This window comes from Stappia sp. (assembly GCF_048261845.1).
GTDB lineage: Bacteria > Pseudomonadota > Alphaproteobacteria > Rhizobiales > Stappiaceae > Stappia.
In genome coordinates this window covers 1-13,940 of the sequence record NZ_JBLXFR010000079.1, presented here as the reverse complement: position 1 = coordinate 13,940, position 13,940 = coordinate 1, and the positions used below count along the sequence as shown (strand labels likewise).

The 13,940-nt window shown below is 65.7% G+C and carries 15 protein-coding genes and 2 tRNA genes; 5 read left to right on the top strand and 12 right to left on the bottom strand.

Annotation, left to right across the window (positions count from 1 at the left end):
- A partial coding sequence (locus ACN0T5_RS19640) for an SDR family NAD(P)-dependent oxidoreductase (protein ID WP_417770308.1) occupies nucleotides 1-406 on the top strand: 406 nt, incomplete at its 5' end.
- Nucleotides 407-444: 38 nt separating this feature from the next.
- On the opposite strand, the gene ACN0T5_RS19635 is transcribed toward ACN0T5_RS19640, so the two are convergent.
- The 5 genes from ACN0T5_RS19635 to ACN0T5_RS19615 form a co-directional block, all read right to left on the bottom strand.
- The gene (locus ACN0T5_RS19635) at nucleotides 445-1,362 is read right to left on the bottom strand and encodes a zinc metalloprotease HtpX (protein ID WP_417770307.1); all 918 of its coding nucleotides are present in this window, start codon (nucleotides 1,360-1,362) and stop codon (nucleotides 445-447) included.
- A 189-nt stretch (nucleotides 1,363-1,551) separates the two neighbouring features.
- A complete protein-coding gene (locus ACN0T5_RS19630; RefSeq protein ID WP_417770306.1) occupies nucleotides 1,552-3,042 on the bottom strand; it encodes a methyl-accepting chemotaxis protein in 1,491 nt (496 codons plus the stop codon).
- 48 nt (nucleotides 3,043-3,090) lie between these two features.
- A complete protein-coding gene (locus ACN0T5_RS19625; protein WP_417770305.1) occupies nucleotides 3,091-3,387 on the bottom strand; it encodes a hypothetical protein in 297 nt (98 codons plus the stop codon).
- A gap of 177 nt (nucleotides 3,388-3,564) precedes the next feature.
- Entirely contained in the window at nucleotides 3,565-4,224 is a 660-nt protein-coding gene (msrA, locus tag ACN0T5_RS19620; RefSeq protein ID WP_417770304.1) for a peptide-methionine (S)-S-oxide reductase MsrA, read from the bottom strand.
- 39 nt (nucleotides 4,225-4,263) lie between these two features.
- A complete protein-coding gene (locus ACN0T5_RS19615; RefSeq protein ID WP_417770303.1) occupies nucleotides 4,264-4,581 on the bottom strand; it encodes a hypothetical protein in 318 nt (105 codons plus the stop codon).
- A gap of 372 nt (nucleotides 4,582-4,953) precedes the next feature.
- Between ACN0T5_RS19615 and ACN0T5_RS19610 the strand changes: the two genes are divergently transcribed.
- Nucleotides 4,954-5,043, top strand: a tRNA-Ser gene (locus ACN0T5_RS19610).
- 216 nt (nucleotides 5,044-5,259) lie between these two features.
- Here the strand turns inward: ACN0T5_RS19610 and ACN0T5_RS19605 are convergent.
- Nucleotides 5,260-6,081 (bottom strand): DJ-1/PfpI family protein, encoded by an 822-nt coding sequence (locus ACN0T5_RS19605; protein ID WP_417770302.1) that lies wholly within the window; start codon nucleotides 6,079-6,081, stop codon nucleotides 5,260-5,262.
- A gap of 92 nt (nucleotides 6,082-6,173) precedes the next feature.
- On the opposite strand from ACN0T5_RS19605, the gene ACN0T5_RS19600 reads away from it, so the two are divergent.
- The gene (locus ACN0T5_RS19600) at nucleotides 6,174-7,100 is read left to right on the top strand and encodes a GlxA family transcriptional regulator (protein WP_417770301.1); all 927 of its coding nucleotides are present in this window, start codon (nucleotides 6,174-6,176) and stop codon (nucleotides 7,098-7,100) included.
- 31 nt (nucleotides 7,101-7,131) lie between these two features.
- Nucleotides 7,132-7,214 (top strand) — tRNA-Ser (locus ACN0T5_RS19595).
- 180 nt (nucleotides 7,215-7,394) lie between these two features.
- Here the strand turns inward: ACN0T5_RS19595 and ACN0T5_RS19590 are convergent.
- The 4 genes from ACN0T5_RS19590 to ACN0T5_RS19575 all read right to left on the bottom strand — a co-directional run bounded on the left by ACN0T5_RS19590 (nucleotide 7,395) and on the right by ACN0T5_RS19575 (nucleotide 11,500).
- Entirely contained in the window at nucleotides 7,395-7,760 is a 366-nt protein-coding gene (locus tag ACN0T5_RS19590; protein WP_417770300.1) for a DUF1801 domain-containing protein, read from the bottom strand.
- A gap of 176 nt (nucleotides 7,761-7,936) precedes the next feature.
- Nucleotides 7,937-8,974 carry an aldo/keto reductase gene (locus tag ACN0T5_RS19585; protein WP_417770299.1) on the bottom strand — a complete coding sequence of 346 codons (1,038 nt, stop codon included), beginning with the start codon at nucleotides 8,972-8,974 and terminating at the stop codon, nucleotides 7,937-7,939.
- A gap of 30 nt (nucleotides 8,975-9,004) precedes the next feature.
- Complete coding sequence (locus ACN0T5_RS19580; protein ID WP_417770298.1) at nucleotides 9,005-10,300, bottom strand: SGNH/GDSL hydrolase family protein; 1,296 nt, start codon at nucleotides 10,298-10,300, stop codon at nucleotides 9,005-9,007.
- Nucleotides 10,301-10,315: 15 nt separating this feature from the next.
- Nucleotides 10,316-11,500 carry an MFS transporter gene (locus tag ACN0T5_RS19575; protein WP_417770297.1) on the bottom strand — a complete coding sequence of 395 codons (1,185 nt, stop codon included), beginning with the start codon at nucleotides 11,498-11,500 and terminating at the stop codon, nucleotides 10,316-10,318.
- 100 nt (nucleotides 11,501-11,600) lie between these two features.
- Between ACN0T5_RS19575 and ACN0T5_RS19570 the strand changes: the two genes are divergently transcribed.
- The gene (locus ACN0T5_RS19570) at nucleotides 11,601-12,506 is read left to right on the top strand and encodes a LysR family transcriptional regulator (protein WP_417770296.1); all 906 of its coding nucleotides are present in this window, start codon (nucleotides 11,601-11,603) and stop codon (nucleotides 12,504-12,506) included.
- A gap of 118 nt (nucleotides 12,507-12,624) precedes the next feature.
- On the opposite strand, the gene ACN0T5_RS19565 is transcribed toward ACN0T5_RS19570, so the two are convergent.
- Nucleotides 12,625-13,017 carry a VOC family protein gene (locus tag ACN0T5_RS19565; protein WP_417770295.1) on the bottom strand — a complete coding sequence of 131 codons (393 nt, stop codon included), beginning with the start codon at nucleotides 13,015-13,017 and terminating at the stop codon, nucleotides 12,625-12,627.
- 160 nt (nucleotides 13,018-13,177) lie between these two features.
- Entirely contained in the window at nucleotides 13,178-13,849 is a 672-nt protein-coding gene (locus ACN0T5_RS19560; RefSeq protein ID WP_417770294.1) for a class I SAM-dependent methyltransferase, read from the bottom strand.
- Between the last annotated feature and the right edge of the window lie 91 nt (nucleotides 13,850-13,940).

Here is a 13,940-nt window from a genome sequence, read left to right as displayed (position 1 = left end):
TGTGCTGCCTGCCATGATGGCGCAGCGCTCCGGCGCCATCGTCAACGTCGCCTCGATCGCCGCCTCGCGCTATATCGGGTTTCCCTACGCGGCCTATTCGGCCTCCAAGGGCGCTGTCGTCGCGATGACCCGCAACATCGCCCTGCAATACGCCTCGCACGGCATTCGCGCCAATTGCGTTTCGCCCGGCCTGATGAACACGCCGATGATCCGCAAGCCCCTTGCCGGCGCCTATGGCGGCGAGGAGGAGATGATCGCCAAGCGCGACGCGCAGAGCCCGACCGGCCGCATGGGAGATGCATGGGATACGGCGCATGCCGCGCTTTTCCTCGCATCCGACGAGGCCCGCTACATCACCGCGCACGAACTCGTCGTCGATGGCGGCCTGACGGCAAGCTGCGTCTAGGCCGTGCCCCGCCGCCACACGCGGGAGGCGCGCGCGCGTCAGTACCAGACGCCGAACCCCTTCAGGCGACGCCTTGGCGCACCGACAACCGGCACGGGCGAGCGGCCGGCGACATGGGGCATCGCGGCCACGTCCAGCCAGCGGGCGGGAGCCGCCTGCAGGGCCCGCAAGCGGCGGACCCGCTCCTCGGTGCCGGGATGGCTGCGCAGGATCGAGGGATCGGGAATGCGGGCGCCCTGCGGCAGGGCCGCCTCCCATATACGGCCCTGCATGCGCTCCAGCTTCAGCAGGGCGAGAGCCAGACCCTCCGGATCGCCGGTCAGGGCGGCAGCACCGAGATCCGCCTCGTATTCGCGGGCGCGCGACAGCGCCAGCTGCAACCCGGTGCCGAGGCTCGGCGCGATCAGGAGCAACAGGATCGTCCCCCAGGGCACGGCCGTGCCGCCCTCGATCATGGCCGGCAGGTTGACGACGGCCAGAAGCAGGCCGAGCAGCGACATCATGCCGGTCATGCGACTGACAACGTCGGCCATCGCCATGACGTGAATGTCCTCATGCGCCACGTGGGCGATCTCATGCGCCATCACGCCGACGAATTCACGCGGCGTCATGCGCGCCAGCAGCCCGTCGGTGACGCAAATGACGCTGTCGGCGCGGGTGCCGGCGGAAAAGGCGTTCATCAACCGGCTCTGCACCCGGTAGAGGCGCGGCGTCGCCGAGAGCCCGGCCCGCCCGGACAGGAGGTGCACGATCTGGTGCGCCTCGGGAAAGAATGCAGGCGTCATCTCCCGCGCACCGTAAAGGCGCCGCGCCATGCCGGATGACAGCCGCGCGGCGAACAGCACCGACACGGTGCCGCCAACCCCCGCCCACAGGACGCCGCGCCAGCCATCGAGCGTCCATGCCGTGACCGACAGCAGCAGGACGGCAGCAACGCCGAGGAGCAGCGTATGCATGCGGTTGCGTCGGCGGTGCGCGGACGCGATGGCCGGATCTATGGTGGAAGCGAGCATCATCCCCGCAATATGGGGCCGCAAGCGTCCCCCGAAAAGCCGGGGGGCGCGCTTGCGGCACACCGGCGCTGCAACGCAACCCGGTGCGGCGCCTCCAGGTGTCGTCGAGCGGGCGGGCAACAGCCCCGCGCGCTAGCCGGCGACCTTGCGCAGGAACCGGTCGACGGAGTGACGCACAGCGTCCATCTCGACGACAACGGCCTCGATGCCGTGCTCCATCTTGCCCGCCTCGGCCGCCGTGTGGCCGACGGCTTCGCCCAGCCCGGCCACATTGTCCGTGACACGCGCCGTTCCGGCGGCGGCCTCGACCACATTGCGCGAGATCTCGCCGGTCGCCGCCTCCTGCTGCCGGACAGCATCCGCTATCGACGAGGTGTAGCCGCTGACTTCCCGCATGGTTTCCGCGATGCCGGCGATCGCCCCGACGGTTTCCTTCGTTTCGCCCTGGATCGCGGAAACCTGCGCGCCGATCTCTTCCGTCGCCTTCGCCGTCTGGGACGCCAGTTCCTTGACCTCCGCGGCGACGACCGCAAATCCTCTGCCCGCCTCGCCCGCGCGCGCGGCCTCGATGGTGGCATTCAGCGCCAACAGATTGGTCTGCTCGGCGATCGCCTGGATGAGCGAGACGACCTCGCCGATCTTGTTGGCGGAGGCATCGAGACGGGTCACGCGATCATTGGCGCCCTGGGCCCCGGAGGCCGCGCGCCCGACGATCTCGTTGGCGCGTCCGATCTGACGCGAAATCTCGAGAATGGACGAGGAGAGTTCCTCGGCCGCGGCAGCGACAGAGCGGACGTTGCCGCTCGCCGTGCCGGACGCGGCGCCGGCGGACCTGGACCTCTCGGCCGCCTCGCTGGCGATGCGTTCCAGGGATACGGCGGCCTCGCGCATGAGATCGGTGCGCCGGCCAACCTCGGCCAGCTGCTTCTCGATATCCGCGCGGAAGACGGCGATATCCTTCCCGATCTCCTCCTGGCGGCGATCGTCCAGAACACGGCGGTTCGCCTCCTCCTCCCGAAGACGCCCGCTTTCCGTCTCCGCCTTGCGCGCGACATCGAGCGCGGCCATGGCGGCGGCGAAGGTCGCTTCGATGCGGCCGGTCAGCCAGATCAGAACGCCGGTCTGCAGCACCACGATCGCGGCATGCAGCATCACGCGAGACAGGTTGCCCCCGGACGGAAAGACCAGGGACGGCAGCAGGAAGTTCAAGGTGAGGTGATGGAGCGCGACAATTGCCGAATAGGCCGTCAATGCGCGCCAGTCGACCCAACCGGCGAGAATGGCGAGCACCGCGAAGAAATACATGTGCCCGTCGACCTGAAGCGACTGCGAGGGATCGCCGCCGCCCAGGGCCGCCACGACAAGACTTGCCAGGCCGGCCAGGGAGACCGCGCTGACAACCCGCGTCGCAACCCCGATGCCCTGCCGAAGCCAGGTTGCGGTTGCGGTCACGCCAAGCAGAAGGGCAACCGCGGAGACGGCCACAACGGACACGTTGTCGCTGGTCCAGGAAACCGCGATCGCCACGAGCACGTTGAACCAGAGGAAGACCATCAGCCCCTTGGCGAAACCGGTCCGCATCGCATCAAGACCGCTCGTCCTGCCACCTGCAATCACATCCATATTCCACCTCACGGATACCCGTCCGGACCATACGCAGAGCCGGGTTTTCTAAAGACATGCCTCAACCGGACCGGGCGCAAGCACAAGCAGCGCCCCGTTCCGGTACAAACGGGTTATGAAGCCGTCGCCGGACGCGTCCGGACCGGCGACAACCACGCCGGCCCCGGACCCCGACAGCACGAGCCGCCCGCCGGCGGCAGCCACCACCTCGGCCGCATGACGCGTGCCCGGCCATGTGATGACCGCCACGCGCGCATCCGATACCGGTGCCAGCGACACTCCCGTGACCGCTGCAAGAACCAGGACGACATAGAGGAGGCAGAGTGCCGCGCACCGACCCGTCACGTTTGCCGCTCCCTGGGCCCCGAGCTTTCACGTCTGTTCGGCCGCGAACTTTCGACTCGGCCCTGACTTTCGACCATTGTGAAATATGACAGTTAATTTACGTTGAAGGCACGCGCGCGCCGGCACGCGGGCCAAGACCCGCGCGCGTTACAGAACAACCGGGAGGGACGCGGTCGCTCAGTCGGCAAGAGCCGAGGGACAGGCGACACCCGTGCCGCCGAGACCGCAATAGCCGCCCGGATTCTTGTCGAGATACTGCTGGTGGTAATCCTCGGCGAAATAGAACGCTGCCAGCGGCTTCACCTCGGTGGTGATCGCACGGGCATGGCCGGCGGCCTTGAGCGCCGCCGCATAGGCGGCGCGCGTCGCCTCCGCCGCGCCTTTCATCTCCTCGCCAGTGTAGTAGACGGCGGAGCGGTACTGGGTGCCCGTGTCGTTGCCCTGGCGCATGCCCTGCGTCGGGTCATGGCCTTCCCAGAACGCCCGGAGCAGGGCCTCGCGGGAGAGACGCGCCGTGTCGAAGACGACGCGAACCACCTCGGTGTGGCCCGTGCGCCCGCTGCACACCTCGTTGTAGGTGGGGTTGGGCGTGTGTCCGCCCGCATAGCCGACAGCGGTGACCACGACGCCCGGCAGCTTCCAGAACAGCCGTTCGGCGCCCCAGAAACACCCCAGGCCGACAAACACCACGTCCTCGCCGGCCGCAGGCATCAGATCGACCGGCCGGCCAAGCACCGCGTGCGGGCCCGGCGTCATGACGGGCGTCTCGCGCCCGGGCAAGGCCTGCGCCCTGTCCACGACCGCGAACTTGTTGGCGAGCATCGTCATGAACGACATGGGGTCTCCTTCACTGTGCCGGGAGCCGGGTGGCCGGGATCAGACAGACACGGTACGGCGACGGCGTCCCAGTTCGCCGAGCCAGAGAAACAGGAAGCCGAGCGGCCCGATAACGACCCAGGCCGGCTGCCCCAGCAACGACTGGATGACCGGATCCCACAGGAAGGGATTGACGTGACGCTGTATCGCGGCCTGGGCAAGGCCAAGCGATTCCGGCGCGAAGTCGAACCAGTATTTGCCAAGCGGCGTCGTCGACCAGGCCGATGCCGCAATCGAGCTCGTGCCGTCGATGACCAGCGCCACAAGCGCCACGGCCACCAGCCAGAGGCCGATCAGTCGCAGGATAAGTCTCAACATGTGTCCCCGCCCGGTGGTGAACGATGCGTGCCGCCGATGCCTGGAGCGCCAGCCCCGGCCAGGCGACAGGCAAGATATACTGCGCATCGTCCTTCACCGCGACCGCAAAGCTTCGTGAGCGAAGCGCGCCGCCGGTCGCCGGGAGAAACGGCCGAACGGGAGGTCTCTCCGATACGGCCGGTTGAAAAGCGCAAGCGGTGACGGATCAACGCTTGAACTTGCCCGCGCGCTCAGTATATTGCGCGACTTGCGGGTGGGTCGGCCCGGCTCCTCCTGTCCCCGGACAGGAGCGGAAAGCCGGGAGTTTTCCCCCGCAAAAGGCCGCATCCCCGCCGTCGACAAGACGGCGACCTTGTGATGCGGACTGGCTGCGGAGAGGTGGCCGAGTGGTTTAAGGCGCACGCCTGGAACGCGTGTATACGGGAAACTGTATCGAGGGTTCGAATCCCTCTCTCTCCGCCATTCTTCAGAAATTCACGCAGATTTTCCTGGTTCACGGCTCCGAGCCGGAAGGGTTGCCCGCACCCCGCCGCAAGAAACACCCGGCCGAACCGATACCCCGGGCCGAGGCACCGGTTCAAAGAACGGGCCGTCCGGCCTGCCGGGAACACCGAGGCTGTCCGGCCCCGGCAGGCCGGGGCCGACAACGGGTTCACATGGCAGCGCCGCTTGCCAACGTCATTGCGCCACGCCGAGGGTCTTGGTTGCCTCGACGAAGCCTTCAAACAGCGCCGTCATGGGTTTTGCAACGCTTGCCGGCGTGGTCGACAGCGTTCCGCCCTGGAAGGGCGGCTCGGGATGGTACTCCGCCGTGAGCATCGACGCGGCGGCATAGGGCTGCCCCCGCAGTTGCGCCACGATGGACAGGCCGAAATCCAGCCCTGCCGACACGCCGGCACCTGTAACAAGGTTGCCGTCGCGCACGACGCGGGCATCAACGGGCGTTGCCCCGAACCTGCCGAGCAACGGGCGAACGGACCAGTGGGTGGTTGCGCGCTTTCCCTTCAGCAGCCCGGCGGCGCCAAGAATGAGCGCGCCGGTGCAGACACTGGTCACGAACATGGCGCGTGACGCACGATCCCGGACAAAGGAGATGGTGTCGGGATCGCGCGCCGCCGCGATCGTCCCGTCCGTGCCGCCAGGGGCGAAAAGTATCGTCAGGTCGCGCGGACAATCGGCCAGCCTGACGGTTGGCTGAACCGCCAGCCCCATGTCGCTTGCCACGGGAGAGAGGTCGGCCTGGTTGGTCACCAGGTGGATGCGCGCGCCCATCATCCCTGCAAAGAAATGATAGGGACCGATCAGGTCCAGTGCAGTGAACCCGGGATAGAGCAGCATCGCGATGTCCTCGTCGCCCATCAGCGTAACGCCCGGCAAACGAGAAAAATCCTCCTGCCAGTTGTAGCCCGGCTCTTCCGCGCCGTTTGCCGACGACGCAAACCAGGATGACATCACCGCGGCGCCGGCGAGGCCGGCGAGCACATCTCTTCTGTCCAGCATGATCAAGGCCTTTCCGGGCATCCAGATACCGGGCGCGACCATGCAGGGAAAACCGGAATGGCGGCAATGACACAGATCCGCTAGAAACGGACATGACCCATCGCATCGGCTTCCTTCTCCCGCCCGACTATCAGCTGCTTGACGTGGCCGGTCCGATGACCGTCTTCGAAACGGCGGGCGGGGGCTACAAGATTGACCTGCTGTCAGCTTCCGGCGGCGTGATGACGAGTTCGGGCGGCGCCGAACTTCGCACGCGCTCGCTCGCCGATTGCCCTCCCTGCCAGACCCTGCTGGTCTGCGGCGGGGTCGGTGCGGTGACCGCTGAAATCGATCCCGCGACACGCGATTTTCTCAACCTGCACATGAGCCGGGGGCAACGCGTTGCCAGCGTGTGTACCGGAGCTTTCGTCCTCGCCCGTGCAGGCTGCCTGACGGGCAAACGGGCAACGACGCACTGGCGCTACGCAAGTGAACTGGCGCGGCGCTATCCCGACGTGAACGTGGAGGCGGACCGGATCTGGATACGCGACGGAGCGGTGTGGACATCGGCGGGCGTAAGCGCGGGCATGGATCTGGCGATGGCCATGGTTGCCGAGGATCAGGGCAGTTCGATTGCACGGCAAATCGCCAAGGAGCTTGTGATCTATTATCGGCGTCCGGGGCGACAGTCGCAGTTTTCCGCGCTTCTCGAGACGGTCGATACCGGCGGCCGGTTCGCCGAACTGCTCACCTGGATACGTGAAAACATCGGCGTGGCCCATTCCGTGGAGAGCCTGGCCGCCAGGACCGCGATGAGCCCCCGGCATTTCTCCCGGGCGTTTCGCGCGGAGACAGGCGTGACGCCCGCCCGCGCCGTCGAGCAGATGCGGCTCGAGATTGCGCGCGAGTGGGTCGAGCGCAGGACCCACTCGCTGACGCATGTTGCACGTGCCACGGGCTATGGGTCCGCCGACCGGATGCGAAACTCGTTTCTGCGCAACTTCGGAGTGCCGCCGCAATCCATCCGCCGGTCATTCTGACGGGGCCTTGCGATGCGGACCGGCTGCGGAGAGGTGGCCGAGTGGTTTGAGGCGCACGGCTGGAACGCGTGTATGCGGGAGACCGTATCGAGGGTTCGGATCGCTCCGCGCCTTGAAACGTCACATCTGCGACCCCTTCCTGTGAGGTCAGATCAGCGCTGACAAATCTGCAAGCTCAGTATGCGGCCCCTCACCTGAACCTTCCATGTGCGGGCGGTTCTCGGGCCGAGCCGTTTCAAGCACACAGCATTCGGTGGCAGCCACGCGGACATGGCTGCCACTCATTGGAAGTCGCTATTCTGTGTCTAGCGCCGCGGCCTGTTTAATGAAGCCTGCCATCTCGTCGGCGGGATAGTTGTCGATCTTCGACACCCGGATAGTTCGTGACTGCTTGCCCGAACCTTTCAGAACTCCGTGCGGGTCGTCAAAACTTGCACCATGGGTAAATGAAAATGTGACGCCCGTTTTGGTAGGGCTGATAGCCACTATGTCCCGGTTAACTCTGTAAACAGGCACTGAATAATATTTTTCGGTACCGCCTCGCATGCGCTGTGTTGCTTCTGGGGCAACCTCCGACATCTGTTGACAGAACCTGAGAACGATGTCCCTGTGACTGGGCAAAACACGCTCTTGCAAAAAGATTTCCAGCTCGGGACTCATCTCTATTTCCTATCATTGAAAGCCAAAGATACCGACACTTGCCGCCCTGCAGAAAGATGGCACTGTGAGATCCTTGCGACCATTGGGACAATGCCTCACTTAGGGAATGCACGCCCCGGGTGCGAGCGGCATTCCCCTTTGACGGTCAATCGTGGGCAGTGACGTATCGCTATCCCTTATCCCGTCATCGGCGGGTTGATGCGGGCGAATCCCTCCTGCCGGCGATAGGGAAAATGCGGATAGGGTGCGGTGACGGCGCTGGCTTCATCCAGCCGTGCGACCTGCTCCTGCGTCAGGCTCCAGCCGATGGCACCCAGGTTCTGGCGGAGTTGTTCCTCGTTCCGCGCGCCGACGATGACGGACGACACGGTCGGGCGCTGCAGCAACCAGTTGAGCGCGATCTGCGGGATCGTCCTGCCGGTTTCCTCCGCCACGGTTTCGAGCGCATCGACGACGCGATAGAGATGTGCGTCCTCCACCGGCGGGCCGAAGCTGGCGGTCTCGTGCAGGCGGCTGCCGTCCGGCAACGGTGCGCCGCGTCGGATTTTTCCGGTCAACCGTCCCCAGCCCAGCGGCGACCAGACCATCGCGCCGAGGCCCTGATCCTCGCCCAGTGGCATCAGGTCCCACTCATAGTCGCGCCCGACCAGCGAGTAATAGACCTGGTTCGCCACATAGCGCGGCCAGCCGTGACGGTCGGCGACGGCCAGCGATTTCATGATCTGCCAGCCTGCGAAGTTCGAGACGCCGACATAGCGGATCTTGCCGTCACGGACGAGCGTATCGAGCGTGGACAGCACCTCTTCGACCGGCGTGAACGCGTCGAAGGCGTGAAGCTGAAAGATGTCGATATGGTCGGTGCCGAGGCGGCGCAATGCGTCCTCGACGCTGCGGATCAGGCGGAACCGGGACGAGCCCGCATCGTTCGGCCCGTCGCCCATCGGCAGCGCGCTCTTGGTCGATATCAGCACCTGATCGCGTCGGCCCCGGATCGCCTCGCCCAGCACGTTCTCGGATGCGCCGTCCGAATAGACATCGGCGGTATCGAACAGGTTGACGCCCGCTTCCATGCAGATGTCGACGAGGCGGCGTGCCTCGACCGCATCGGATGTGCCCCAGTTGCCGAACAAGGGGCCGGTGCCGCCGAACGTGCCGGCGCCGAAGCTGAGAACCGGCACCTTGAGGCCGGATTTGCCAAGGTTGCGATATTCCATGACCTGGTCCTTTCCTTTGTCGGTTGACGGTCAGCGACCGAGCAGCGCATCAAGATCGACGGCCTCGGCCATCGCCCGATTGCCAGCGTCGCCGGGATGAAGGCGATCGCCGGAATCGAAGGCTGCGTTCATCCGCGCCGGGTTGGCCGGGTCGCGCAGCACCGCGTCGAAATCCACGACAGCGTCGAAAGCGCCGCTTTCCCTGATCCAGCGGTTGACCTCCTGGCGCAGCGCATCCTTTTCGGGACTGTAGTAATTGCCCAGAGGCGTTCCGGTGAGCGCGCCTTCGAATGGCGGCAGGGTCGCGCCGATCAGGCGGACGTTGTTCGCCTGCGCCAGAGCGATGACCTGCCGGAAGCCGGCGATCATCTCGTCTGCGGTCGGGGGTGTCTGATCCGGCGCGAGAATCGTGCCCGGCCAGGATATGTCGTTAATGCCGATCAGAAGGATCGCCGCCTTGACGTTCGGCTGCGCGAACACGTCACGCTGCAGCCTTGCCGCGACGCTGACGCCCATCTTGTCCTGAAGCAGCCTGCCACCCGAGATGCCGCCGTTCACTACCGCGACCCGATGTGGGGCAAACCGCTTGGCAAGAAAGTCCGGCCAGCGGGCATCAGCATCGATCGTCGCCCCGTTGCCATCGGTAATCGAATCCCCGATGGCCACCACCGCACCCTCGTTCGGCGTATCGACCAGCACCTCGCTCAGGAATATCCGCGCATCCGTCGTTGCCGCTGCGGTAAAGTCGTCGGATCCGGTCTGGTTGCCTTCTGCGAACCATGCCGTCTGGCGGCCGTCCCAATGGAACGTCGTCAGCGGCGTTTCATCGGGCAGATAGATTGAAATTGCGAGTTTTGACTGCGCCTCAACCGTCATGTCGACCGGATCGCTGACAGCCGGAGCACCGGGCAGGATGACGGTTTCGTCCTGCCCGCCAAAGGTGATCCTGTGGAGCGTGCCGGAGACAGTTGCGCTGTTTTCGCCAGCCAGCGCAACACTCGCACCGCCAATGCGCAGGGGGTGTTCGCCATATCTGTTGGAGAAAACCAGACGCACGCGCGAACCGCCAAGGCTGACCTGCGCGACCTGCCGGAAGGTCTGGTCAGTCACGGATGCCGGGATCCTGGTCGGGAACGGGAAATCCGGGCCCCAGATCGGCTGCGGGCTTGCCATCCATGTGGTGACCCAGCCTTGAGCCTGGGCCATCGACGGTCCGGAAAGAGCTGAGGCCAGCGCGAGGGCGATGGCGGTAGCGATGATGGCGGGGCGAAGGCGCGTCTTGCGGCGCGTTCGACTGTTTTTCGCCGTTGAGCCGTTAATGGGCATGGCAATGTGACCCTCTTATTCGGGTTGTCCGGTCTGGTTGAAGGGGAGACTTTCAGCGTTTGCCGGTCTGGCGGCGAGGAGCGCTGTGGCGATGGCAAGCAGCGGGAGGACCGTGGCTGCGAGCGGCAGAAAAGCGAGGCCCGGCCCGTGGTCGATGACCATGCCGCCAGTCCACGCGCCGATGGCGTTGCCGAGATTGAAGGCACCGATGTTGAAGCTTGATGCCAGGCTCTGGCCGGCACCCTCGGCTTTGGAGAGCACCCACATCTGCAAGGGCGCGACGGTAGCGAAGCCGGTCGCTCCCAACAGGCCGACGAAGACAACGGACACTGCCTGCATGCCCAGTGCGAAGGTCATGACCGCGAGAGCGACGGCAAGTGCAGCCAGCGTGCCGAGGATGGCGCAGATCAGGTTGCGATCTGCCAGCCGGCCGCCCAGCAGGTTGCCCGCCACCAGACCGCCGCCGAAGACAAGAAGGATCGGTGAGACGGCACTTTCGTCGAAACCGCTGATTTCTGTCAGGAGCGGCGCGATATAGGTGAAGACGGCAAAAACGCCGGCATAGCCGAGTACGGTGGTCAACAGGCCGAGCAGCACGGGACGGCGGGCGATGACGCGCAGATCGGCACGCCAGTCGGAGGCTTCCGGCTTCGTCCGCTCCTGCGGCAGCAGCATGACAAGAACGGCCAGCGCCATCAGCCCGATCAGGGTCACCGCCCAGAAGGCTACGCGCCAGCCGTAATGCTGGCCAAGCCATGTCCCGAAAGGAACACCAAGCACGGTCGCGACCGTCACGCCGGTGAACATGATTGCAATGGCCGACGCTCGCTTGTCTTCCGAGACAAGACCGGTCGCCACGACGGCCCCGACACCGAAGAACGTGCCGTGCGTCAGGGCGGTGAGAACACGCGCAGCCATCAGCCAGCCGTAACCCGGGGCAAGCGCGCAGGCGGCGTTGCCGATGATGAAGACAATCATCAGCCCGACCAGCACATGCTTGCGTGGCCAGCAAGCGGTGAGCGTGGTCAGGACCGGCGCACCAACCGCAACGCCGAGCGCATAGCCCGAAATCAGCAGGCCGGCGGCGGCGATGGTGACGTCCAGTTCGCGACCGACCTCCAGAAGAAGGCCCATGATGACAAATTCGGTGACGCCGATCCCGAAGGCGCCGACCGTCAGGGCGTAGAGAGCGATGGGCATGCCGAGCTATCCGATGATGTTTCCTTGCCCGACAGATAGACCGTCCGCATCGGATGAAATAGAATGCGCGTGGGAACATCACTTATGAGATGAAGTCATCATGGCACGGCTTGAGGTCAACCGATCGGGCGAGATGGAGGTGTTCGTTCGCGTGGTCGAGCTCGGCGGGTTCTCACCTGCCGCGCGGGCAGCGTGCATGACGCCCTCGGCGGTCAGCAAACTCATCGCGCGGCTGGAGGGACGACTAGGCGCAAGACTGCTCAACCGCTCGACGCGGCAATTGCAGCTGACGCCGGAAGGCTGCGCATTTTACGAGCGGGCGACGCGCATCCTCGCGGACCTGGAAGAAGCCGAGCGCGTGGCCGGCGTCGGCGAGCAGGCGGTCGGCCGCGTTCGCATCACCACCAGCGCCTCATATTTCAATCACATCCTTGCGCCAGTGCTGCCCAGGTTCCTGGCGTTGCATCCGGCCGTCACGCTCGACATCGTTCAAACCGATGCTGTGGTTGACCTTCTTGCCGAGCGCACCGATATCGCCGTCCGGGCGGGGCCGATGAAAAGCTCAAGCCTTGTTGCCCGCAAGCTCGGCGGGACGGCGCTGACCATCGTTGCCGCGCCTTGCTACCTGGACCACTTCGGCACCCCCGGCAGCATTGCCGATCTCGAACGGCACAACCGGCTTGGTTTTGGCTATGCGCGCGCGGTCGACGGCTGGGCGCTGCGGGAAAACGGCGAAATCAAACGCGTTCCCGCCACCGGCCGCGTCAAGGCAAGCGATGGAGAAGGCTTGCGCCAACTGGCGCTTGCGGGCGTCGGCCTTGCACGCCTTGCCGCCTTTACCGTGCGCGAGGACATCGCCGCGGGAAGGCTCGTCCCCATCCTTTGCGACCTTGATGCCGGTGAAAAAGAGGACTTCCACGCCGTCCATATCGGTCAGGGCGGGCCCCTGCCCTCGCGCGTCAGGACGGTGCTGGACTTTCTGACCGAGCACGGAAAGGTGTCGTGACGCGCCAGTCCAAAGGGCCATGGCGTAGATGCAGTTCTCTGTTTCGCCGGCTTCGGCCCGCCGCTGTTTCGCTCACCGCCTCGAGGGCACCCGAAATGGCGGGGCTCCGGCGAGCCTTCTATGCCGGCCGGTGGATGGCGCAGATCTTGTTGCCGTCGGGATCGCGCACATAGGCCAGATACATGGTTCCGGAGGCACCGGTGCGCGGGCCAGGCGCATCCTCCACCGACACACCGCCATGCGCCACGGCGACGTCGTGGAACGTCTGCACCTGCTCGGGCGAAACGCACTTGAAGGCGATGGTGCCGCCATTCGCGCCGGTCGCGACCTCGCCGTTGATCGGTTCGGTGACCCCGAACATGTTGCCATCATGCCGGTAGAAAAGCCGGACATGGCCGGAGCGCGCCTCGTTGCGCACCGGCTCGCCGACGCCCAGCGTTGCCAGCACCGCATCATAAAAGCGTTTCGACCGCTCGATGTCGTTCGATCCGACCATCACGTGACTGAACATGTTTCACCTCCCCGCCTTTTCTCATGGCGCCGCCATCCGTCCGTGCCACCGGCCATGCAGGTCCCGGCTCGACCACGGTGCGGCAGCCGAGAATAATGCGGCGCCTGTCGCCGCGCGAGCCGTGATTTCCTGCAAGTCGCCCCTCTGGCCGCGCGCGTTCCTATGCGAAAGCGACCCAGCCACGAAAGGTGAAGCCGGCATAGAACAGGGCAATGTCGGAAAAGCCGGCCTCGGCCAGAAGGGCTTCGTCCTCGGCGGCCGGGAGCACGGGCAGCCTGTCGGCCATGAGCGCGGCGGAGGCGGAAACCTGCGCGCGATCCGCGCGCCCGTCGCCGGCAAAGGCGACGGACCTTTCCAGCCAGTGCCGGAGCCGGCCCTCCTGCGGGCAGCTGTGATGGGCAACGACAAGCGGTGCCCCCGGCCGGAGACGGGCACGCAACTGCGCCAGCGTGTGCAGCCGCTCCCGCCTTGCCAGGAAATGCAGTGTCAGAAGGCAGGCCGCGCCATCGAACGGGCCGGCGGGAACATCGTCGACATAGCCCTCCAGCAGGTCGACACGCGATCCCAGCGGACCCAGCACGTCGCGCGCAAGGTCAAGCATCTGCGCCGAAGGGTCGACGCCAAGCAGACGCCAGCGCGGCTGCGCCTGCGCGAAAACCTTCAGCTCCAGCCCCCCGCCGGCGCCAAGGACAAGAATGTCCGCCCCGCCGGGGGCATGCTCCGCCAGGAGCAACATCGCCATCCGCTGAAGGTCGGCAAAGCCGGGCACCTTGCGGGGCGTTTCATCCACATAGCGGGCGACGGCCGCCGGATCGGTGAAAGGTTGCATCATGCCCGCATCCTTGCCGGCGGCGCCCCGGGCCAGGCCGGGGCGCCGCCTGATTATCACGTAACTTCTTATGATACGTGAAATGCGGTCCGTC